The organism is Streptomyces sp. NPDC050674 (assembly GCF_040654575.1).
Lineage (GTDB): Bacteria > Actinomycetota > Actinomycetes > Streptomycetales > Streptomycetaceae > Streptomyces.
In genome coordinates this window covers 251,970-274,221 of record NZ_JBFAIG010000007.1, presented here as the reverse complement: position 1 = coordinate 274,221, position 22,252 = coordinate 251,970, and the positions used below count along the sequence as shown (strand labels likewise).

At 72.8% G+C, this 22,252-nt stretch carries 18 protein-coding genes; 11 read left to right on the top strand and 7 right to left on the bottom strand.

Annotated features, from left to right (window positions below):
- Positions 1-20: 20 nt before the first annotated feature.
- From AB0I06_RS14740 to AB0I06_RS14730, 3 genes are read left to right on the top strand one after another with little or no spacing between them, the layout of a single operon-like run.
- Positions 21-716 (top strand): glycosyltransferase family 2 protein, encoded by a 696-nt coding sequence (locus AB0I06_RS14740; RefSeq protein WP_363119145.1) that lies wholly within the window; start codon positions 21-23, stop codon positions 714-716.
- A complete protein-coding gene (locus AB0I06_RS14735; RefSeq protein ID WP_363119144.1) occupies positions 713-1,363 on the top strand; it encodes a DUF2064 domain-containing protein in 651 nt (216 codons plus the stop codon). The genes AB0I06_RS14740 and AB0I06_RS14735 overlap by 4 nt, the downstream gene beginning before the upstream one ends.
- Positions 1,360-2,118, top strand: a complete 759-nt coding sequence (locus AB0I06_RS14730) for a class I SAM-dependent methyltransferase (protein WP_363119143.1) — start codon at positions 1,360-1,362, stop codon at positions 2,116-2,118. Before AB0I06_RS14735 ends, AB0I06_RS14730 begins: the two co-directional genes overlap by 4 nt.
- Before the next feature lie 313 nt (positions 2,119-2,431).
- On the opposite strand, the gene AB0I06_RS14725 is transcribed toward AB0I06_RS14730, so the two are convergent.
- Positions 2,432-3,673: a molybdopterin-dependent oxidoreductase gene (locus AB0I06_RS14725; protein WP_363119142.1), complete on the bottom strand. Its 1,242-nt coding sequence runs from the start codon at positions 3,671-3,673 to the stop codon at positions 2,432-2,434.
- Positions 3,674-3,789: 116 nt separating this feature from the next.
- Between AB0I06_RS14725 and AB0I06_RS14720 the strand changes: the two genes are divergently transcribed.
- Positions 3,790-5,145 (top strand): hypothetical protein, encoded by a 1,356-nt coding sequence (locus AB0I06_RS14720; protein ID WP_363119212.1) that lies wholly within the window; start codon positions 3,790-3,792, stop codon positions 5,143-5,145.
- 32 nt (positions 5,146-5,177) lie between these two features.
- On the opposite strand, the gene AB0I06_RS14715 is transcribed toward AB0I06_RS14720, so the two are convergent.
- Positions 5,178-5,687, bottom strand: coding sequence for an ATP-binding protein (locus tag AB0I06_RS14715; protein ID WP_363119141.1), 510 nt, complete (start codon positions 5,685-5,687; stop codon positions 5,178-5,180).
- Between the two features lie 253 nt (positions 5,688-5,940).
- Here AB0I06_RS14715 and AB0I06_RS14710 point away from each other — a divergent pair, with 253 nt between their 5' ends.
- The 4 genes from AB0I06_RS14710 (at position 5,941) to argG (ending at position 12,452) form a co-directional block, all read left to right on the top strand.
- Complete coding sequence (locus AB0I06_RS14710; RefSeq protein ID WP_363119140.1) at positions 5,941-7,752, top strand: methylmalonyl-CoA mutase family protein; 1,812 nt, start codon at positions 5,941-5,943, stop codon at positions 7,750-7,752.
- On the top strand, positions 7,749-9,935 hold the full coding sequence (gene scpA, locus AB0I06_RS14705; protein WP_363119139.1) for a methylmalonyl-CoA mutase: 2,187 nt from the start codon (positions 7,749-7,751) through the stop codon (positions 9,933-9,935). The genes AB0I06_RS14710 and scpA overlap by 4 nt, the downstream gene beginning before the upstream one ends.
- Positions 9,932-10,924: a methylmalonyl Co-A mutase-associated GTPase MeaB gene (gene meaB / locus AB0I06_RS14700; RefSeq protein ID WP_363119138.1), complete on the top strand. Its 993-nt coding sequence runs from the start codon at positions 9,932-9,934 to the stop codon at positions 10,922-10,924. Before scpA ends, meaB begins: the two co-directional genes overlap by 4 nt.
- A gap of 73 nt (positions 10,925-10,997) precedes the next feature.
- Positions 10,998-12,452, top strand: coding sequence for an argininosuccinate synthase (gene argG, locus AB0I06_RS14695; protein ID WP_363119137.1), 1,455 nt, complete (start codon positions 10,998-11,000; stop codon positions 12,450-12,452).
- 64 nt (positions 12,453-12,516) lie between these two features.
- On the opposite strand, the gene AB0I06_RS14690 is transcribed toward argG, so the two are convergent.
- From AB0I06_RS14690 to AB0I06_RS14680, 3 genes are all read right to left on the bottom strand, one after another.
- Positions 12,517-13,197 carry a hypothetical protein gene (locus tag AB0I06_RS14690; protein WP_363119136.1) on the bottom strand — a complete coding sequence of 227 codons (681 nt, stop codon included), beginning with the start codon at positions 13,195-13,197 and terminating at the stop codon, positions 12,517-12,519.
- A 159-nt stretch (positions 13,198-13,356) separates the two neighbouring features.
- Positions 13,357-14,790, bottom strand: coding sequence for a Re/Si-specific NAD(P)(+) transhydrogenase subunit beta (gene pntB / locus AB0I06_RS14685; protein WP_363119135.1), 1,434 nt, complete (start codon positions 14,788-14,790; stop codon positions 13,357-13,359).
- Positions 14,791-14,795: 5 nt separating this feature from the next.
- Positions 14,796-16,349, bottom strand: a complete 1,554-nt coding sequence (locus tag AB0I06_RS14680; protein ID WP_363119134.1) for a Re/Si-specific NAD(P)(+) transhydrogenase subunit alpha — start codon at positions 16,347-16,349, stop codon at positions 14,796-14,798.
- A 295-nt stretch (positions 16,350-16,644) separates the two neighbouring features.
- On the opposite strand from AB0I06_RS14680, the gene AB0I06_RS14675 reads away from it, so the two are divergent.
- A complete protein-coding gene (locus AB0I06_RS14675) occupies positions 16,645-18,174 on the top strand; it encodes an MFS transporter (protein ID WP_363119211.1) in 1,530 nt (509 codons plus the stop codon).
- Positions 18,175-18,197: 23 nt separating this feature from the next.
- Here the strand turns inward: AB0I06_RS14675 and AB0I06_RS14670 are convergent, their stop codons facing one another.
- Both AB0I06_RS14670 and AB0I06_RS14665 read right to left on the bottom strand, forming a co-directional pair.
- Entirely contained in the window at positions 18,198-18,653 is a 456-nt protein-coding gene (locus AB0I06_RS14670; RefSeq protein ID WP_363119133.1) for a VOC family protein, read from the bottom strand.
- Between the two features lie 63 nt (positions 18,654-18,716).
- On the bottom strand, positions 18,717-19,559 hold the full coding sequence (locus AB0I06_RS14665; protein WP_363119132.1) for an AraC family transcriptional regulator: 843 nt from the start codon (positions 19,557-19,559) through the stop codon (positions 18,717-18,719).
- 162 nt (positions 19,560-19,721) lie between these two features.
- Here AB0I06_RS14665 and AB0I06_RS14660 point away from each other — a divergent pair, with 162 nt between their 5' ends.
- A complete protein-coding gene (locus AB0I06_RS14660; protein ID WP_363119131.1) occupies positions 19,722-21,164 on the top strand; it encodes a family 43 glycosylhydrolase in 1,443 nt (480 codons plus the stop codon).
- A gap of 49 nt (positions 21,165-21,213) precedes the next feature.
- Positions 21,214-22,161 carry a polysaccharide pyruvyl transferase family protein gene (locus AB0I06_RS14655; protein WP_363119130.1) on the top strand — a complete coding sequence of 316 codons (948 nt, stop codon included), beginning with the start codon at positions 21,214-21,216 and terminating at the stop codon, positions 22,159-22,161.
- Positions 22,162-22,252 lie beyond the last annotated feature (91 nt).

Below are 22,252 nucleotides of genomic sequence, written 5' to 3'. Positions count from 1 at the left end.
CGCGTTCGTAGGGTGAGACCGTGACGACGACACCTTCGGACGTCGACGTGGTGCTGCCCTGCCTGAACGAGGCCGAGGCCCTTCCCTGGGTGCTCGAACGGATTCCGCCGGGCTGGCGCGCACTCGTCGTCGACAACGGTTCCACGGACGGCTCGGCCCACATCGCCCGCGCCCACGGCGCGACGGTGGTGACCGAGCCGCGGCGGGGGTTCGGCGCGGCCTGCCACGCCGGGCTGACGGCCGCCACCGCCGACGTGGTGTGCTTCTGCGACTGCGACGCCTCGCTCGACCCGGCGCTCCTGGTCCCCTTCGTGCGCGAGGTGCGCGACGGTGCGGCCGACCTGGTGCTCGGACGGCGGCGCCCGCAGGGGCGAGGGGCGTGGCCGCCGCACGCCCGGGCCGGCAATCTCGCGCTCGCCCGGATGCTGCGCCGCCGCACCGGGCTGCGTCTGCACGACCTCGGTCCGCTGCGCGCGGCCCGCCGGGAGCCGCTGCTCGCCCTCGGCCTCAGCGACCGGCGCAGCGGTTATCCGCTCCAGATGGTCGTCCGCGCGGCCGACGCGGGATGGCGGATCGCCGAGCACGACGTGCCGTATCTGCCGCGGACCGGGGCGTCGAAGGTGACCGGCACCTGGCGCGGCACCTGGCAGGCCGTACGGGACATGAGCCGCGTGCTGGCCGAGATGCCCGCGCGGGAAGGGGGGACCGTTCGTTGACCACGCTCCTCGTCATCGCCAAGGAGCCGCGAGCGGGCCGGGTGAAGACGCGGCTCACGCCGCCGTTCACGCCCGGGCAGGCGGCCGAACTGGCCGAAGCGGCCCTCGCGGACACGCTGCACGCCGTGGCGGCCACGCCCGCCACCCGGCGCGTCCTGGTGCTCGACGGTGCCCCCGGCCCCTGGCTGCCGCCCGGATTCGACGTCGTGGCGCAGTGCGCGGGCGGTCTGGACGAGCGGCTGGCCGAGGCATTCGCCGGCTGCGCCGGCCCGGCACTGCTCATCGGCATGGACACCCCGCAGGTGACCCCGGACCTGCTCTGCGTGGACTTCTCCGGCTGCGACGCCTGGTTCGGCCCGGCCGAGGACGGTGGTTTCTGGGCCCTCGGCCTGGCATCTGCGGACCCGGCCCTGCTGCGGGGCGTTCCCATGTCGGTGCCGGTGACGGGTGCCGTGCAGCGGGCCCGGCTGACCGCCGCGGGGCTGCGCGTGCGCGATCTGCCGCTGCTGCGGGACGTCGACACCGCCGCCGACGCCCACGCGGTCGCCGCGCTGGCCCCGCGAGGGCGCTTCGCGGCGCGGCTGGCCCGGTGCCCGGCCGGGACGCCGGTCGGCGAGCCGGGCTCCCGTCCGGTCGGCCCCCGATGAGCGCCGCCTCCTCCCCGGCCCTGGCCTGGGCCGCCGCCGACCCCTACGACGCCGCCCTGCGCGCCGGCCGCGGCCCCCTGTTCCTGCGGCGCGCCGACGGCTGGCTGCTGCCGCTCGACGTGGAGCGCTGGTGCGCCCGGGCCGACCCGGTCGACCAGGAGGTGCTGGACCGGTGCGAGGGTGCCGTGCTGGACGTGGGGTGCGGGCCGGGGCGGCTGGTGGCGGAACTCGCCGCCCGGGGGCGGGCCGCCCTCGGGATCGACGTCAGCGAGGCCGCGGTGGAGCACACCGTGCGGCTCGGAGGACAGGCGCTGCGCCGGTCGGTCTTCGAGCCGCTGCCCGGTGAGGGCCGCTGGGACACCGTCCTGCTCATGGACGGCAACATCGGCATCGGAGGCGACCCGCGCGCCCTGCTGGACCGGGTCTGCGGGCTGCTGCGCCCGGGCGGTCTGCTGATCGCCGAGACCGCCCCCGCGGACGTCGACGAACGCGTGCGCGTCCACCTCACCGATGCCCTGACCCTCAGCGGCGACCCCTTTCCCTGGGCGCGGCTCGGCACCCGCGCGCTGCTGCGGCACGCGCGGGGCTGGGAGCCGGCCGGTCAGTGGGCGGCCGGGGCACGCCGCTTCGCCGCCCTGCGCAGCAGCCACCACCGCAGCGCCAACAGCAGCGCCGATCCGCCGAAGAGGACCGCGGTGATCAGCAGCCAGCGCGCGAGGAACACCTCGGCGGGCAGCCCGGTGGCGGACCGGTAGCGCCGCTCCACCAGGCCGCTGATCAGCGGGAACCACACCAGGAGCAGCAGCCCGGAGAGGACGGCCGGTACGCGCAGGTACATCACCCACTCCCGGCGGCGGGCCGCGCCGAGCCCCCGTGCCACCGCCCGGTCCGCCGCCGCGTACAGCGGCAGCAGCACCAGGTCGTGCAGCAGCGCCGCGCCCACGACCCACAGCGCCACGCCGAGCGGGTCACCGGCGAGCAGGCGCACCCCCGCGTAGGCCGCGAGGGCGAACGAGCAGGACAGCAGCAGGATGCGCAGGGGGCTGCCGATGACGGGGCGTCCTCGCATCACAGGTCTCCGAACGTCATCCGGGCCACCCACTTGGTGTTGAGCACACCGGGCGCCGCGGGCACGATGATCCGCGCCGGGTGGCCGTGGTCGGGGGACAGGTCCGCGCCGTTGACGTACAGGGCGAGCAGGGACCGGGGGTCGGCCACCTGATTGGCGCGCAGGGCGGCCTTGCGGAAGGCGCCGTGCCGCTGGAGCGACTCGACGAACACATCCGGCGGGTCGTCCTCGTAGCCGACGAGGGCCGCGAGATCACGCAGCCGCACCCCGCGCCACCGTTGGTCCGGCGTGGACCAGCCCTCCACACAGGCGATGGGCAACGCCGATTCGTACAGAGGCAGTTCGGCGAGCCGGGCACGGCTGAGGCGGATGGTGCCCGTGCGTCCCGTCACGACCAGCCGCCAGGCGTCCCCGGCCGTTTCCGCCGCGTCGATCCCGGCGTAGGCGGCCGTCTTGTTGATCTGGAAGCCGTTCGGGCCGCTGCCGGGTTCACCGCCGCCGTGCGGGGCGAGGAGCGCGGTACGCCGCCACGCGCCGCCCAGACTCTGCCCCGCTGTCGTGGCGAACAGCAGCAGCGAGCCGCCCCCGACGAGCCACAGGGCGCCCCGCCGGGAGACGGTCGGCTCGGCGGGACGCGGGGACACCAGGTCGTCGCCGCCCTCCCGCAGCCGCCGCAGATTGCGCAGCGCGGTGGGCGTCTTCAGCACCGCGTGGGCCACGAAGGCGGCGAAGAACACCCAGGCGCCGTAGAAGTGCAGCGGGTAGAACGAGCCCGGGAAGACGTAGTCGAGCTGGACGTTGAGGACGCCGGTCACGCACTCGAAGAGACCGCCGCCGACGAGCAGGAGCAGCGAGATCCGCTCCAGGGCGTGGGCGAGCGAGCGGACCGGCGGCAGGACGAACAGCCGCGGCGCGACGGACCACAGCTTGGCGAGCAGGACGGGGATCAGGGTGATGCCGAGGGTGACGTGGACGCCCTGGTTCAGCCGGTACAGCCAGTGCGGGTTCGTCGGCCAGGCGAACAGGTAGAAGCCGAGGACGCCCTTGTCCGGGGTCTTGTCGTTGACCGGCGACAGGTCCGGGTTGTAGGCGGCGTACGAGACGAGCCCCGTCACGAACAGCACGGTGATGCCGGCGAGCAGGACGAGGCCCAGCACCGAGGTGAACCAGGGGCCGCGCAGGGGGCTGCGCCAGAAGCCGGGGGACGTGGGAAGCCGCGGATCGCGGGGGTCGACTCGCATGAGCCGACGGTAGGCCCGGGCCGCCCCCCGAGAGGGTGCGCGACCCATGACGAAACGCTGACATCGGGCCCGGCCGGCGGCCCGCGGCCGGGCGGGCGGCCTAGCGTTCCGGTGTGATCCGCACCCCGTCCTCCACCACACCGTCCCCGGGCCCGCGCCGCGATCTGTACGCGGCCGGGGCCGCCGTGCTGCTCGTGACGGCGGCGGTGCTCGCCGGGCGCCGCGTCCAGGAGACCAGCCGGACGCTGTTCGTCGACTGGCCCCCGCTGCTGGCGTCCTGGGGGCCGCACGCGGGGCCCGGTACTCCGGCGGCCCTCCTGGTGGCCGTCGCCACCGTCGCCCAGGGTCCCGCCCTGGCGGCCCGTCTCCCCTGGCGCGCCCTGCTGCCGGCGGCCTGGGGCACGGCCCTGGCATGGACCTTCTCCCTCGCCCTGGTCGACGGCTGGCACCGGGGCATCGCGCGCAGGCTCACCACCCGCTACGAGTACCTCCAGGTCATCGACCGCTTCCACGACATCCCGGCGGCGCTGCGGGACTTCACCGGGCACATCCTGCTCGACTCCCCCGACAACTGGCCCGCCCACGTCGCCGGGCACCCGCCCGGCGCCACCCTCACCTTCGTGCTGCTCGACCGGGCCGGGCTGCGGGGCGGGGGCTGGGCCGGGATGTGGTGCGTGATCGTGGGGGCGACCGCCTGCGTGGCCGTGCTGGTCACGCTCCGCGCCCTGGCCGGCGAGGCGCTCGCCCGCCGGGCGGCTCCTTTCCTGGTCCTGGCCCCGGCGGCCGTGTGGATGGGCACCTCGGCCGACGCGTACTTCGCGGCGGTGGCGGCGTGGGCCGTGGCACTGCTGGCTCTGGCGGTCACCCGGGCCTCCCTCGGGTGGGCGGGGGGCTCAGGGCTGCTGTTCGGACTGTCCTGCTATCTGTCGTACGGCCTCACGCTCGTCGCGGTGATCGCGGCGGCGGTCCTCTTGCTCGGCCGTCAGGGGGTCCGGGAGCGCCCGGCCCTGCTGGTGCCGCTGCTGGCCGGACCGGCCGTGGTCGCCACCGTGTTCACGCTCGGGGGCTTCGACTGGTGGGAGGGCTACCACCTGCTGGTCACGCGCTACGGGCAGGGCGCGGGCGGCATCCGGCCCTACGGCTACTGGGTGTGGGCCAACCTGGCCTGCACGGTGCTCATCACCGGGCCGGCGACGGCGGCCGGGCTGCGGCGCGCGGGGGCCGTCCTGGCCCGGCGTCGCACCGAGGCGCGGGCCTGCGCCCGTCTCGCGTTCCTCGTGGCCGCCGCGCTCCTCGCCCTGCTCGTCGCCGACCTGAGCGGCATGAGCAAGGCGGAGACGGAACGCATCTGGCTCCCCTTCGCCCTGTGGCTGCTCCCGGCGTGCGCGTTCCTCACCCGCCCCCGCGCCTGGCTCGCCGTCCAGGCGCTGCTCGCCCTGCTCCTCAACCATCTGCTGCTCACCGGATGGTGACGGCTGCCGGCAGCGGCTCCCCGCGCCGGGCGTCAGGCCGCCGGGCCGACGTCGGTCACCGGGCCGGCACCCGGCCCGGCGTCCGCCGCGCCCTCGTCCGGGCGCAGATGGGCGGTGATCTGCTTGCCCTCACCGAGGGGCGCCACGGTGACGTCGGCGCTGACGGCGTGCACCACGTGCATCCCGTGGCCGCCGAAACGCCGCCCGTCGCGCTGCCTGACCACCGGCAGCTCACCGGAGGTGTCCCACACGGTGATGGCCAGACCTCGGCCGGACAGCACGAGGATCATTCCGCAGGGGCCGGGAGCGTGCCGGATGGCGTTGGTGACCAGTTCGCTCACGACTAGTTCGGCGTCGATCGCCAGGGGTGCCGGGACGGGAGGGCGGCCGGTGCGGGGGACATGCGCGAGGAACGCCTGCAGGGCACGGCGGGCCTCGACCGCGCACGTCGCGCCTTCGGCCCAGACCGTGCCGCAGCGCAAGGGGGCCCGCTCGTCCGCACCCGGCTCATCTTCCGCCTGCTTCATAAGCGGGATGACCATGGGGGCTCTTTCGTTGTTGTTCGTGTTGCCGGGGTCTTTCGGTCGTTCGCTTACCCAGACGCGGACCGCACATACTGCCGATGACCCCCCGATACGGTGTGCTCTGCGCCGCACTCCCCCGCCCCGCGCCCGGCCGTCCTTCCCCGCGCGGGTTCCGGGGCGGCGGGAGAGACCGGGGCCACATTCTCGGCGAGGGCAAGGTCACAGCCGCACCCTCTGCTGCTCGTTCGTGTCCGTGACCTAGCATCCGAGCATGACGGTCCTGCCTGACGACGGGCTTGAGCTGGCCGGCGAGTTCCCTGACGTGCCCCATGAGCAGTGGCAGCGCCTTGTGGCGGGTGTGCTGCGCAGGTCGGGCAAGGACGTCGAGGGCGCCGAGGCCGAGGAAGCCCTGTCCACCGCGTTGGAGGACGGGTTGCGCACCCGTCCCCTGTACACCTCCCGTGATGCCGCGCCGGAGCCGGGCCTTCCCGGTTTCACCCCCTTTGTGCGCGGTGGTCGTGCGGAGGGGAACACGGTCGGCGGCTGGGACGTACGGCAACGGCACTCCGCTGCCGACCGTGACGCGGTGCTCGGGGACCTGGAGAACGGGGTCACCTCCCTCTGGCTGACGGTCGGGGAGGGCGGCATCGCGGTGCCGGACCTCGGCCGGGTCCTCGACGGCGTGTATCTCGACCTGGCGCCCGTCGTCCTGGACGCGGGGCGCGACAGCGAGCCCGCCGCGCGGGAGTTGCTGCGGATCCACCAGGAGCGGGGGGTCGCCCCGCAGGCGGCGCGCGGAAACCTGGGCGCGGATCCGCTCGGGCACGAAGCCCGCACCGGGCAGCGCTGCGAGGCCGGGCCTTCGGTGGAACTCGCCCGGCTGTGTGCCGGGGAGTACCCGGGACTGCGGGCGCTCACCGTGGACGCGCTGCCGTATCACGAGGCCGGTGGTTCGGCCGCGCAGGAGCTGGGCTGCTCACTGGCCACCGCCGTGGCGTACCTGCGGGAGCTGACCGGCGCCGGGCTCAGTGTCGAACAGGCCTGTGCGCAACTGGAGTTCCGTTACGCCGCGACCGCCGACCAGTTCCTGACGATCGCCAAACTGCGGGCCGCGCGCCGGCTGTGGGCACGGGTCGCCGAGGTGTGCGGCGCGCCGGGCGCCGGAGCGCAGCTCCAGCACGTCGTCACCTCGCCGGTGATGATGACGCGCCGCGACCCGTGGGTGAACATGCTGCGCACGACGATCGCCACGCTGGCCGCGGGTGCGGGCGGGGCCGACGCGGTGACCGTGCTGCCCTTCGACCACGCCCTCGGCCTGCCGGACGCGTTCGCCCGTCGCATCGCCCGCAACACCTCCACGATCCTCATCGAGGAGTCGCACCTGGCCCGGGTGATCGACCCGGCGGGCGGCTCCTGGTACGTGGAGCGGCTCACGGACGAACTCGCCCACGCGGGCTGGGAGTTCTTCCAGCGCATCGAGCGGCTCGGCGGCATGGCGGCCGCCCTGCGCTCGGGGGACGTCGAGCGGGATCTCGCCGAGACCTGGCGGGAGCGCACCGGCCGGCTGGCCAGGCGGCGCGAACCCGTCACCGGTGTCAGCGAGTTCCCCTTCCTCGCGGAGAAGCCGGTCGTGCGCGAGCCCGCGCCCGAACGGCCGTCCGGCGGGCTGCCGCGGGTGCGGCGCGACGAGGCGTTCGAGGCGCTGCGCGCCCGGTCCGACGCCCACCTCGCCGCGACCGGCTCCCGGCCGCGCATCCACCTGGCCGCGCTCGGCCCGGCAGCCGCCCACACCGCGCGCCTGACCTTCGCCGCGAACCTGTTCCAGGCGGGCGGCATCGAGCCGGTCACCGAGGGCACCTTCGCGGACAGCGGCGCGAGCGAGGCCGTGCTGTGCTCCAGCGACGCCCTGTACGAGGAGCAGGCCGCGGCCCGGGCGGCGGAACTGAAGGAGGCGGGTGCCTCGCACGTGTTCCTCGCCGGGCGTCCCGGGGAGTACCCGGGCGTCGACGGCTATGTCTTCGCGGGCTGCGACGCCGTGGCCGTGCTGTCCGCGACCCTCGACCGCATGGGAGTTGCCCGATGACCGCCCCGCATGGCATCCCCGACTTCTCCGGGATCGAGCTGGGTACCCCGGCCGCCGACGGCGGCCCCGAAGAGTGGCGCGCGGCGGTCAAGAACGCCTCCGGCGGGGACGACCTGCTGTGGGAGACCCCGGAGGGCATCGCGGTCAAGCCGCTGTACACCGGCCGTGACCTGGAGGGCCTGGACTTCCTGGACACCTATCCGGGAGCGGCGCCGTACCTGCGCGGCCCGTACCCGACGATGTACGTCAACCAGCCCTGGACGATCCGCCAGTACGCCGGTTTCTCCACGGCCGAGGAGTCCAACGCCTTCTACCGGCGCAACCTCGCGGCCGGGCAGAAGGGCCTGTCGGTCGCCTTCGACCTGCCGACGCACCGCGGGTACGACAGCGACCACCCGCGGGTGACCGGTGACATCGGCATGGCGGGCGTGGCCATCGACTCGATCCTCGACATGCGGCAGCTGTTCGACGGGATCCCGCTGGACAAGATGACCGTGTCGATGACGATGAACGGCGCCGTGCTGCCGGTGCTGGCGCTGTACATCGTGGCGGCGGAGGAGCAGGGCGTACCGGCGGAGAAGCTGGCGGGGACCATCCAGAACGACATCCTCAAGGAGTTCATGGTCCGCAACACCTACATCTACCCGCCGAAGCCGTCGATGCGGATCATCTCCGACATCTTCGCCTTCACGTCGCAGCGGATGCCGCGCTACAACTCCATCTCCATCTCCGGCTACCACATCCAGGAGGCCGGTGCGACGGCCGACCTGGAGCTGGCGTACACCCTCGCGGACGGCGTGGAGTACATCCGGGCGGGCCGTGAAGCGGGCCTGGACGTGGACGCGTTCGCGCCGCGCCTTTCGTTCTTCTGGGCGATCGGCATGAACTTCTTCATGGAGGTCGCCAAGCTGCGCGCGGCGCGCCTGCTGTGGGCGAAGCTGGTCAAGCAGTTCGACCCGCAGAACGCCAAGTCGCTGTCGCTGCGCACCCATTCGCAGACCTCCGGCTGGTCGCTCACCGCGCAGGACGTGTTCAACAACGTCACGCGCACCTGCGTCGAGGCGATGGCGGCCACCCAGGGCCACACCCAGTCGCTGCACACCAACGCCCTCGACGAGGCGCTCGCCCTGCCGACCGACTTCTCGGCGCGCATCGCCCGCAACACCCAGCTGCTCCTCCAGCAGGAGTCCGGCACGACCCGGGTCATCGACCCGTGGGGCGGCAGCGCGTACGTGGAGCGGCTGACGTACGACCTGGCGCGGCGGGCCTGGCAGCACATCGAGGAGGTCGAGGCCGCGGGCGGCATGGCCAAGGCCATCGACGCGGGCATCCCCAAGCTGCGCATCGAGGAGGCCGCGGCCCGCACCCAGGCCCGGATCGACTCGGGCCGCCAGCCGGTCATCGGCGTCAACAAGTACCGGGTGGAGACCGACGAGCAGATCGACGTGCTGAAGGTCGACAACTCCTCGGTGCGCGCCCAGCAGATCGAGAAGCTGCGGCGGCTGCGCGCCGAGCGCGACGAGAGCGCCTGCCGGGACGCGCTGGACGCGCTGACCCGGGCCGCCGCGGGCGAGGGCAACCTGCTGGAGCTGGCCGTGCACGCGGCCCGCGCCAAGGCCACCGTGGGCGAGATCTCCGACGCCCTGGAGAAGGTGTACGGCCGGCACGCGAGCCAGATCCGTACCATCACCGGCGTGTACCGCAACGAGACGGGAGACTCCCCGAGCGTGGACCGCACCCGCACCCTGGTGTCCGCCTTCGAGGAGGCCGAGGGCCGCCGCCCGCGCATCCTGGTCGCCAAGATGGGCCAGGACGGCCACGACCGCGGCCAGAAGGTGATCGCCACCGCCTTCGCCGACCTCGGTTTCGACGTGGACGTCGGCCCGCTGTTCCAGACGCCCGCCGAGGTGGCCCGGCAGGCCGTCGAGGCGGACGTGCACATCGTGGGCGTCTCGTCGCTGGCGGCCGGTCACCTCACCCTCGTCCCGGCGCTGCGCGAGGCGCTGGCCGAGGAGGGCCGCGAGGACATCATGGTCGTGGTCGGCGGGGTGATCCCGCCGCAGGACGTGCCCACGCTCCTGGAGATGGGCGCGGCGGCCGTCTTCCCGCCCGGGACGGTGATCCCGGACGCGGCGTACGACCTGGTGAAGCGGCTGTCGGACGACCTCGGGCACGACCTGTGATCGATGTCGACGCGTATGTGAAGGGCGTGCTCGACGGCAAGCGGGCGATCATCGCCCGCGCGATCACACTCGTCGAGTCGACCCGGCCGCAACACCGCGCGCTGGCCCAGGAGTTGCTGACCGCGCTGCTGCCGCACAGCGGCCGCGCCCGGCGGATCGGGATCAGCGGGGTGCCGGGGGTGGGCAAGTCGACGTTCATCGACGCGTTCGGCACGCTGCTCACCTCGCTCGGGCACCGGGTCGCGGTACTGGCCGTCGACCCGTCCTCCAGCCGCACGGGCGGCTCCATCCTGGGTGACAAGACCCGGATGGAGCGCCTGGCCGTGGACCCGGCGGCGTTCGTGCGCCCCTCCCCCACCGCGGGCACGCTGGGCGGGGTCGCCAAGGCCACCCGCGAGTCGATCGTGGTGATGGAGGCGGCCGGCTACGACGTGATCCTGGTGGAGACGGTCGGCGTCGGCCAGTCGGAGACGGCCGTCGCGAACATGGTCGACACCTTCCTGCTGCTCACCCTCGCCCGCACCGGCGACCAGCTCCAGGGCATCAAGAAGGGCGTGCTGGAGCTGGCCGACGTGATCGCCGTCAACAAGGCGGACGGGCCGCACGAGCGCGACGCCCGGGCCGCCGCACGGGAACTGGCGGGCGCGCTGAGGCTGATGCACGGCAAGGACGCCTTCTGGACGCCGCCGGTGCTGCACTGCAGCGCCCGCGAGTCGACCGGCCTGGACGCGGTGTGGGAGCGCCTGGAGCAGCACCGCACCCTGCTGGACTCCACGGGCCGGCTCACCGCAAAGCGCCGCGACCAGCAGGTCGACTGGACCTGGACCATGGTCCGCGACGAACTCCTCGGCCGGCTGCGGGCCGACCCGGCGGTCCGGGCGCTGGCGCCGGTGCTGGAGCAGCGCGTCCGGGAGGGCGAGCTGACCCCGACCCTGGCGGCCGAGCGGATCCTCGGCGCGCTGGACGGTACCGGAACGCCGTCTTCCTGAGCTCCGGCCGGTGGGGACGGCGTTTTCGCATACCCGGCTTGCATGACTATGCAAAGTGAGACATACTCTTTCTATGTCCAAGGTCCTCACCTCCCTGCCCGCCGGCGAGCGCGTCGGCATCGCCTTCTCGGGCGGCCTCGACACGTCCGTCGCGGTCGCGTGGATGCGCGACAAGGGCGCCGTCCCGTGCACCTACACCGCCGACATCGGCCAGTACGACGAGCCCGACATCGCCTCGGTGCCCGGCCGTGCCCAGACCTACGGGGCCGAGATCGCCCGCCTGGTCGACTGCCGTGCGGCGCTGGTGGAGGAGGGCCTGGCCGCGCTGACCTGCGGCGCGTTCCACATCCGCTCGGGCGGGCGGGCGTACTTCAACACCACCCCGCTCGGCCGGGCCGTCACCGGCACGCTGCTGGTGCGGGCGATGCTGGAGGACGACGTCCAGATCTGGGGCGACGGCTCTACCTTCAAGGGCAACGACATCGAGCGGTTCTACCGCTACGGCCTGCTCGCCAACCCGCACCTCAGGATCTACAAGCCCTGGCTGGACGCGGCGTTCGTGACCGAGCTCGGCGGCCGCAAGGAGATGTCGGAGTGGCTGCTCGCCCACGGCCTCCCCTACCGCGACAGCACGGAGAAGGCGTACTCCACCGACGCCAACATCTGGGGCGCCACCCATGAGGCGAAGACCCTGGAGCACCTGGACACCGGCGTCGAGACGGTCGAGCCCATCATGGGCGTGAAGTTCTGGGACCCGTCGGTGGAGATCGCCGCCGAGGACGTGACGATCGGCTTCGAGCAGGGCCGCCCGGTGTCGATCAACGGCAAGGAGTTCGCCTCCGCCGTCGACCTGGTCATGGAGGCCAACGCCATCGGCGGCCGGCACGGGCTCGGCATGTCCGACCAGATCGAGAACCGCATCATCGAGGCCAAGAGCCGCGGCATCTACGAGGCCCCGGGCATGGCCCTGCTGCACGCCGCCTACGAGCGCCTCGTCAACGCCATCCACAACGAGGACACCCTCGCCCAGTACCACACCGAGGGCCGTCGCCTCGGCCGGCTGATGTACGAGGGCCGCTGGCTTGACCCGCAGGCGCTGATGATCCGCGAGTCGCTCCAGCGCTGGGTCGGCGCCGCCGTCACCGGCGAGGTGACACTGCGGCTGCGGCGCGGCGAGGACTACTCGATCCTCGACACGACCGGCCCGGCGTTCAGCTACCACCCGGACAAGCTGTCCATGGAGCGCACCGAGGACTCCGCGTTCGGCCCCGTGGACCGCATCGGCCAGCTCACCATGCGCAACCTGGACATCGCCGACTCGCGCGCCAAGCTGGAGCAGTACGCCGGCATCGGTCTGATCGGCACCGGCAGCCCCACCATCGGCGCCTCCCAGGCCGCCGCGACCGGGCTGATCGGCACCATGCCGGAGCTGCCGCAGGGCGGTGCCGAGGCCATCGCCTCCCGCGGCGAGGTCTCGGAGGAGGACGCCTGGCTGGACCGCGCGGCGATGGAGTCCGGCACGGACTGACCCCTCGACACCGCCGAGAGGCCGGACCGACATCGCGTCGGGCCGGCCTCCGGCGTCATCGGACCTACCGGGCCGCCGCGCCTTCGGTGGACACCTCCTGCGGCAGACATCCCTCGACCCCCTGCTGTTGCCCCAGGGCGAAGGCGTCGACCCGCTCGGAGGCGCTTCCGTGGTCCCCGACCTTCGTCCAGGGGGTCTTGTCGGCGTCGCGGACGAACGCCGTCTCCACCTCCTCGGCGTCCCCGGACTCGAAGACGACCGTGCCGTCCCGGGCGGCGCCCTCCAGTTCCGCCCCCGCCAGACAGTCCGCCTGCAACTCACCGTCGATCGTCCGCAGTTGGACGTCGAGACGGTTCTGTATGGCGTGCCCCCACTCGTGTGCGACGACCAGGTACACGAACGCGTCCCCGTACCGGTAGCCGTCGCTCATGAGGTCGGTGTCCCAGGCGACGTAGTCCTCGGTGGTGGTGCAGTAGAAGGCGTTGTCGTCGGCCAGGGGCTCGCCGCCGCAGGTGGGGACGTCCGGCGCGGCGCCGTCGTAGGCTCCGAGGACGGCGGGCGGGACGTACGTTCCCGTGAAGTATTCGGACCAGTGCCCGTCCCAGAACGCGTCGACGCCCCGCACCGCCGACTCGATGTCCTGCGCCATCGTGTCGGCCGGCTCGGCGGAGGCGTGACCACCGGAAACGCTCAGCGCCGCGGCGGCCAGTGCCGCGCACACGCGCATCCGCTGCTGATGGGCCATCGTTGACTCCGCAACAGGACGATGTCTCCCCGTGGCAGCGTCAGTTCGTGCGTACCGGGCGTTGCCGCGGTGCCTCTCCCCACCAGTCAACGCCGATACGTCGCCGCCCGCATCCCCGAACCCCGTGCCCCGCCGGACCGTACCGGCGGGGCAGCGCGCTCATCCTGTCGTGCCCGCCATCTCCCGGACCGGGGTGTCCAGGGCATCCAGGCCGCGCAGGATGTCCTCCACCCGCTGCCGGGCGTCGCCGAAGAGCATCTGGGTGTTCTCGCGGAAGAACAGCGGGTTCTGCACGCCCGCGTACCCGGCGGCCATGGACCGCTTGAAGACGACCACGTTCGCCGCCTCCCACACGTGCAGCACCGGCATGCCCGCGATGGGGCTCGACGGGTTGTCGGTGGCGGCCGGGTTGACCGTGTCGTTGGCGCCGATGACCAGGACGACCGAGGTGGCGGCGAAGTCGTCGTTGATCTCGTCCATCTCCAGGACGATGTCGTAGGGCACGTTGGCCTCGGCGAGCAGCACGTTCATGTGCCCGGGCAGCCGGCCGGCGACCGGGTGGATGCCGAAGCGCACCTCGACGCCCCGCTCGCGCAGCTTGCGCGCCAGTTCGGCGACCGGGTACTGCGCCTGGGCGACTGCCATGCCGTAGCCCGGGGTGATGATCACCGAGGAGGCGTCGCGCAGGAGTTCCGCGGTCTCCTCGGCGCTGATCTCCCGGTGCTCGCCCTGCTCGCCCTCCTCGGCCGCCGCGGCCGGGGTGCCGAAGCCGCCGGCGATCACCGAGATGAAGGACCGGTTCATCGCCTTGCACATGATGTACGACAGGTAGGCACCGGAGGAGCCGACCAGCGCGCCGGTGACGATGAGGAGGTTGTTGGCGAGCAGGAAGCCCGAGGCGGCCGCCGCCCAGCCCGAGTAGCTGTTCAGCATGGAGACCACCACCGGCATGTCGCCGCCGCCGATGGAGGCGACCAGGTGCGCGCCGAGCGCCAGGGCGACCACGGTGACCGCGATGAGCAGCCCCATGTTCGGACGGGCCACGAACGCGATGGTCAGCCCCACGAAGGCGACCAGAGCGCCGATGTTCAGCACGTGCTTGCCCGGCAGGGTCAGCGGACGGGAGGCGATGCGCGCCGAGAGCTTCAGATACGCGACGACGGAACCCGTGAAGGTGACGGCGCCGATGAACACCCCGATGAACACCTCGGCGTGGTGGATGCCGAGCAGCGAGCCGGACAGCTCGGTGTCGACGTCGAGGTAGCCGTTCCAGCCGACGAACGTGGCGGCCAGGCCGACGAGGCTGTGCATGATGGCGATCAGTTCGGGCATGCCGGTCATCTCGACGACCCGGGCCCGCCACAGGCCGATGCCCGCTCCGGCGGCGGTGGCGACGGCGATCAGCACCAGTCCGGTGGCGGTGATGCCGCGCGAGGCGAGCCCGACGGTCGCGGCGAGCGCGACGGCCATGCCCGCGATGCCCCAGACGACTCCGGAACGCGAGGTCCGGTGCTGGGAGAGACCGGCGAGGCTGAGGATGAACAGCAGCGCCGCGACGACGTAGGCGGCCTGTGCGGCCGTGTCTGTGGTCATCCTGATCAGCCCTTCGAGAACATGCCGAGCATGCGGCGGGTCACGGCGAATCCGCCGAAGATGTTGATGCTCGCCAGCAGGATCGCGGCGAACGACAGCACGGTGACGGCGGTGTCCCCCCGCCCGATCTGCAGCAGCGCGCCGACCACGACGATCCCGGAGATGGCGTTGGTGACCGACATCAGCGGGGTGTGCAGGGCGTGGTGCACGTTGCCGATGACGTAGAAGCCGATGACGATCGCCAGGACGAACACCGTGAAGTGGCCGAGGAGTTCGCTCGGGGAGAAGGCCGTCACCAGGAACAGCGCGAGGGCCCCGGCGGCGACCAGGGCGTAGGAGGCCCACGCGGGGCGGGCGGGCTTCGCCGGTGCCTCGGCCGCGGGCGCCGCCGGTTCCTTCGCGGCGGGGGCGGGCGCGGCGGACACCTGCACCGGGGGCGGCGGCCAGGTCTTCTCGCCGTCGCGGACCACGGTCATCGAACGCTGCACCACGTCGTCGAAGTCGAGGACGAGCCGGCCGTCCTTGCCGGGCGTGAGCAGCTTCATCAGGTTGACGAGGTTGGTGCCGTACAGCTGCGAGGCCTGGGCGGGGAGCCGGCCGGGCAGGTCGGTGTAGCCGATGATCGTCACGTCGTTGTCGGTGACGACGGCCTTCCCGGCGACCGTGCCCTCGACGTTGCCGCCCTGGGCCGCGGCCATGTCGACGATGACGCTGCCGGGCTTCATGCGGGCGACGTCCTCGGCGGTGATCAGCCGCGGCGCCGGGCGGCCCGGGATGAGGGCGGTGGTGATGATGATGTCGACGTCGGCGGCCTGCTCGGCGTACAGCTGCGCGGCGAGCCGGTCGTAGTCCTGCGAGGTGGCCTTGGCGTAGCCGTCGGTGCTCACCTCCTGCTCGGTCGAGACGGTGAGGAACTCCCCGCCCAGCGAGCGGACCTGTTCGGCGACCTCGGGCCGGGGGTCGGTGGCGCGCACCACCGCGCCGAGGCTGCGGGCGGCGCCGATCGCCGCGAGGCCGGCCACTCCGGCACCGGCCACCAGGACCTTGGCGGGCGGCACCTTGCCGGCGGCGGTCACCTGGCCGGTGAAGAACCGGCCGAAGGCGTGCGCGGCCTCGACCACGGCCCGGTAGCCCGCGATGTTCGCCATCGAGCTGAGGACGTCCAGCGACTGGGCGCGGGAGATGCGCGGCACGGCGTCCATGGCGAGCACGGTGATCGGCCGCCGGGCCAGCTCCTCGACCAGTTCCGGATGGAAGGCGGGGCTGATCAGCGCGATCAGCGTCGCCCCGTCGCGCAGCCGGGCCGTCTCCTCGCCCGAGGGGGCGTTGACCTTGAGCAGGATCTCCGCCTGCCAGGGGTCGCCGAGCCGGGCGCCCGCCTCCTCGTAGGCCGCGTCGGAGAAGCGGGACGAGGCTCCCGCTCCCGGTTCGACCACCACGTCGTACCCGAGCGCGACGAGTCTGCCCACGGTGGCCGGTGTGGCCGCCACCCTGGTCTCGCCCGCAGTCGATTCGGCCGGAATGCCGATCCTCTGCGGTTCAGCTTCCGCTGGAACCATCGTCTGCCTCTCCTCGTTTATGTGTCTGTCCTCCTTGGTGCCCGCATCCTGCACGGTCGACGCGGCATCCGTGGCGGACCACGGTCACATGGCCGGGGAGGCCGTCCTCACACGACCGAGGGGTTGCCGGTTGGGCCGTCCGGCGGTATTGCCGTGACGGGAGAGGCGGCAGTTGCCCCGTGATGCGGCATGTTTCCGGCGGGCGCAGACTGAGCGTGTGAGCAACGTGCGCCCGGGGCGCGGGACCGCGTCCCCCTCCCGAACCGCGCCACAGCAGACGCTGGCGCTGGCGGCGATGATGTTCGCCGTCGCCATGACCTTCATCGACCAGACCATCGTGTCGATCGCCGCTCCGGACATCGTGCGCGAGCTGGGTCTGTCGTCCTCCGGGATGCAGTGGGTGGTCAACGCCTATCTGCTGGCCCTCGCGGCGTTCTTCGCGCTCGGCGGGCGGCTCGCGGACCTGTACGGGCCACGCCGGGTCGTCGTCGTCGGCACGCTGGTGTTCGTCGTCTCGTCGGTGCTGTGCGGCTGCGTCCCCGAGATCGACGCCGCGCAGGCCTGGCTGATCGTCTTCCGGGCGACCCAGGGACTGGGGGCCGCTCTGCTGTTCCCCGCCGCCCTGGCCGTGGTGGTGGCGGTGTTCCCGGTCGAGCGGCGCGGCCGTGCCCTGGCCCTGTTCTTCGGCGTCACCGGTGCGCTGACGGCCGTCGGCCCGCTCCTGGGCGGCTGGCTGACCGGCTGGACCTGGCGGGCGGTGTTCTGGGTCAACGTCCCGGTGGCGATCGTGGCGCTGGTGCTGACGGCCCTGGCGCACATCCCCGACCGGCGGCGGTCCGGCACGCTGGACGTGCCGGGTGCCGTCCTCATCGCCCTCGGCATGGGGCTGAGCGTCCTCGGCTTCCAGCAGGCGTTCTCCTGGGGCTGGGACAGCTGGGCGACCTGGGTGTGCATCGTCGGGGGCCTGGCGGTGCTGGCCGGGTTCGTCCGCTACGAACGCCGGGTGGAGCACCCGCTGATCGACCTGCGGGTCTTCCGCGACAAGGCGTTCAGCGTGGACGCGCTGGTGCTGTTCTTCGCGATGCTCGCGTTCGTCCCGCTGTTCTTCTTCGCCTCCGTCTACGCGCAGGTGTCGCTGAGCGCCTCGCCGAACCAGGCGGCGCTGTTCCTGCTGTACTTCTTCGTGGGCTTCGCGATCGCCTCCCAGTGGGGCGGCCGGATCCTCGACACACGCGGCGCCCGTCCGGCGCTGAAACTGGGCGCGGTGGTCGGCGCCGTCGGGTTCGCGCTGTGGGCGGGCGAGCTGACCAACCTGAGCATGCACGACCAGTGGCTCTACGCGGCGCTCGCGGGGGCCGGTATCGGCTTCATCCTGGCGCCGGCGTCGACGGACGCCGTGAACCGGGCCATCGGCACCTCCTACGGCGAGGTCACCGGCATCACCCAGACGGTGCGCAACTTCGCGGCCAGCGTGGGCATGGCGGTCTACGGCACGATCCTGACGCACGTCACGACCGACAACGTGACGGGCACCCTGGAGTCCCGGGGCGTTCCGGCCGGGACGGCGCGGAGCGTGGCGCGTGACGTCACCGAGTCGGTCACGGGCAACGGCGACGCCCGGCCGCCCACCGGCACCGGCCCCGCCGCCGAGGCGACCCGGGACGCGATGTCCGCGATCCGCGTGGACTTCGCGGAGGCCAACCAGTGGGTGTTCTACGGCATGGCCGTCGCCCTGGGCATCGCCTTCCTGTGCGCCCTGCGCCACCCGGGCGGCAAGGTGGACGCGCGGGCCCCGGCCGAGGAGCCGGTCGCGGGCCGCCTCTGACCGCCGCCCGGGGACGGGCCGCCTCAGGCGGAGAACAAGTCGTCGGTGCGCCGCTGGATCTGATCGGGCGTCAGGTCCTCGATCTGCTGGGAGATCATCCACTGGTGCCCGAACGGGTCGGCCAGGCGCCCGCCGCGCTGCCCGTAGTGCTGGTCGGCCACGGGGTGCACGACGCTCGCGCCGGCGCGCAGCATGGCGTCGGCGACGGCATCGGCGTCGGACACGTCGAGGGCCATGATCACCGGGGTGCCGCCGAGATCGGGCGGCGCCGGGTCGCCGTCGCCGGCGTCCTTCACGGCGATCACCGCGTCGCCGAGCCGCAGCAGGGCGTGCACGATCCGGCCCCCGGGGCCGGTGTACCGCTCGATCTCCTCGGCGCCGAGCGCGGTGCGGTAGAAGTCGACGGCCCCGGACCCGTCGGAGACCACGAGCCGGGGGTAGAGCCGGGTGAGGGCGGGCTTGCCGCTTGCGTTCGTCATGCCGCCACGATGGCCGGTGCACCGGGGCGGTGGATTGTAGAAAACGGCCAGTCCCGGCAGGCCTCACCCGGGGAGCGGTACGTGGTTGCCCTCCCGCGGCGAGCGGGGCGCGTACGCGGTCGGGGTGATCCCGGCGAACGCCCGGAACTCGTGGATCAGATGCGCCTGGTCGTGGTAGCCGCAGTCCGCGGCGAGGGCCGCCCAGTCCGGCGGCCCGTGCCCGGCGTTCACACGGCCCAGCAGGCGCTGGAAGCGGCGGATGCGCGCGTACCGCTTGGGTCTCAGGCCCAGGTGTCCGGCGCAGCGGCGGGTCAGCCGTCCGGCGGTCCAGCCGAGCCGGTCGGCGACCTCGCCCACGGGGGTGCCGCGGTCGAGCAGGGCCGCGGCGCGCAGGACGGCCGGGTCGGGCCCCGGGGCGCCTACGGCCCTGCCCAGCAGGACGGTCTCCAGCACACGCAGCCCGGCCCGCGGGCCGCCGCCGGCCACGGCCTCCAGCAGCCGCTCGCGCAGCACCGCGCCGTCCGTGCCCCACAGTTCGTCCAGGCCGACGAGTTCGTCGCGGACGTCGCAGACCGGCGCGGTGACGAAGGGGCGGGCGCCCGCGGGCCGGAACGCCACCCACAGCACCGCCCGTTGCTGCGCAGAGTCGATCACGGCCGGTTGTGAGGACGGCCCGTGCAGGGCCGCGCCGCCGGTGCGCTGGTCCGCGCCCCGCAACGGGGAGGAGGACAGGGTGTCCCCGTCGAGGTTCACCAGCAACTGCGCCCCGCCGGTCGGCAGGGCCAGCTCCGCGGAGTGCGCCAACCGCCCCTGTGCGTAGCCCATCGCGCCGATCAGCGCGACGAGCGCGGGCGCCGAGGGGCGGACCATGAGCGAGACGGGCGGCTCCCCCGCCGTACGGGCCATGCGTCCAGCCTAAGGCCCCTCGGACAGGACCCTTCGTCCGAACCGTTGACGGGGGTTGGGACCCCCCTTATCTTCTGACCCACCTCCTGGTCGAATTGACGAACTGCGTTCGATATCACGGACAAGCTCCTTGTCCTCGCTCCCCTATTCCGGAGAACCTCCTTGAGACCCACCGCCGTACGGCTGCTCCTGGCCGTCCTCGTCGCCCTCACGACCTGCCTCGCCGGCGCGCCCGCCCAGGCCGCCGTGCCCGACTCCCCCGGCGTCACGTACACCAACCCGATCGCGGAGAAGCGGGCCGATCCGCACATCTTCAAACACACCGACGGCTACTACTACTTCACCGCGACCGTCCCCGAGTACGACCGCATCGTGCTGCGCCGCGCGACCACCATCCAGGGCCTGAAGACCGCGCCCGAGACCACCATCTGGACCAAGCACGCCAGCGGCGTGATGGGCGCCCACATCTGGGCACCGGAGATCCACTTCATCGACGGCAAGTGGTACGTGTACTTCGCGGCGGGCGCCACCAACGACATCTGGGCGATCCGGATGTACGTCCTGGAGGGCACCGGCGCCAACCCGCTCACCGCCTCCTGGACGGAGAAGGGCCAGATCAAGACCCAGTGGGAGAGCTTCTCCCTGGACGCCACGACCTTCGTCGTGAACGGCGTGCGCTACCTGGCCTGGGCGCAGCGCGACCCGTCCGTGAACAACAACACCGACATCTACCTCGCGAAGATGGCCAACCCCTGGACGATCACCGGCACTCCGGTGATGCTGTCGCGGCCCACCTACTCCTGGGAGACCGTCGGATACAAGGTCAACGAGGGTCCGGCCGTGATCCAGCACGGCGGCAAGGTCTTCATGACGTACTCCGCGAGCGCCACCGACTCCAACTACTGCCTGGGCATGCTCACCGCCTCCGCGGGCGCCGACCTGCTCACGCAGGCGTCCTGGAGCAAGAGCGCGACCCCGGTGTTCACCAGCAACGCCACGACCGGCCAGTACGGCCCGGGTCACAACTCGTTCACCGTCTCCGAGGACGGCAAGAGCGACATCCTCGTCTACCACGACCGCAGCTACAAGGACATCAGCGGCGACCCGCTCAACGACCCCAACCGCCGCACCCGCGTGCAGAAGGTCTACTGGAACGCCGACGGCACCCCGAACTTCGGAATCCCGGTGGCCGACGGGGTCACCCCGCAGCGCTTCTCCTCGTACAACGTCCCGGACCGGTTCATCCGCCACTACGACTACCGGGCGAGGATCGAGGCGAACGTCACCAAGCTCGCCGACTCGCAGTTCCGCGTCGTTCCGGGCCTCGCCGGCAGCGGCACCGTCTCGCTGGAGTCGGCCAACTTCCCGGGCTTCTACCTGCGGCACAAGAATTTCGAGGTGTGGCTGGAGAAGAACGACGGCAGCGCGCAGTTCGCGTCCGACGCCACGTTCCACCAGCGCGCCGGGCTGGCGGACTCCGCGGGCGTCTCGTACGAGTCCTACAACTACCCCGGGCGCTACGTCCGCCACTGGGAGTACCTGCTGAACGTGCAGGCGGTGAGCACGGCGACCGACCGCGCGGACGCCACCTTCTACGCCCAGTGACGACACGACCGGTGCCGGTAATGCACTGAATGCCCTGAATGCCCGCACCATGGGCGGGCACTCGGGGCAGGTGCACACACCACAGGGCAAGCGACCGCGCAGGGTGCTGCTCACCGGGTGGTTCAGCTTCCGGGACAGGGAGGCGACCGCCGGGGACGTGCTGGCCCTGCGCCGGGTGGAGGACGTACTGATGGGGACGGGCATCCCCTACGACGTCGCCTGGAGTCCACGTTTCCGTCCCGAGGCGCTGCATCTGGACCGGCTGTGGCCCGAGGACTACAGCCACCTGGTGTTCGTGTGCGGCCCGCTGCACGGGCCGCAGGTGGAGGAACTGCACCGGCGGTTCGCGCACTGTGTGCGGATCGCCGTCGGCACCTCGGTGATCGACCCCGGCAGCGCCGCCGTCACGGGCTTCCACCGGGTCCTGCCCCGGGACGGGCCCGACAGCGAGCCGGTGGAGGACCTGGCGGCCCGCGCCCCGGACGTGCCGGCGCGGCCCGTGGTCGGGGTGATCCTGGCGCACGGGCAGCACGAGTACGGGCAGCTGCGGCGGCACGGGCAGGTCGCCGAGGAGGTGACGCGCTGGCTCGCCGCGAAGGACTGCGGCCGGCTGGAGCTGGAGACCCGGCTCGACACGCACGACTGGCATCTGAGCGCCACGCCCGCGCAGTTGCAGTCCGTGCTGGCCCGGCTGGACCTCGTCGTCACCGACCGGCTGCACGGGCTGGTGATCGCGCTGCGGGTCGGTACGCCGGTGCTGGCCGTCGACCCGGTCGCGGGCGGCGCCAAGCTGACCGCGCAGGCCCGTGCCTGCGGCTGGCCCGCGCTGGTGCCCGCCGAGCGGCTGGATGTGCGGCAACTGGACCGCTGGTGGGACTGGTGCCTGACCGGCGGCCGGGTGACCGCCCGGCAGATCCGGGACGGGTTCCGCGAGGGCACCGTGCCGGACAGCGCGGACCGGCTCGTCGAGGCGCTGGCACGGTCGGGACCCGGTTAGCGCGGGGCCACCACGGGGCATCCGCTTGTACGTCCCCCGCTGTGCTTCCCCTGCCGCACGTCCCCCCGGGAGGAGAGACGGTCCGGCCGCC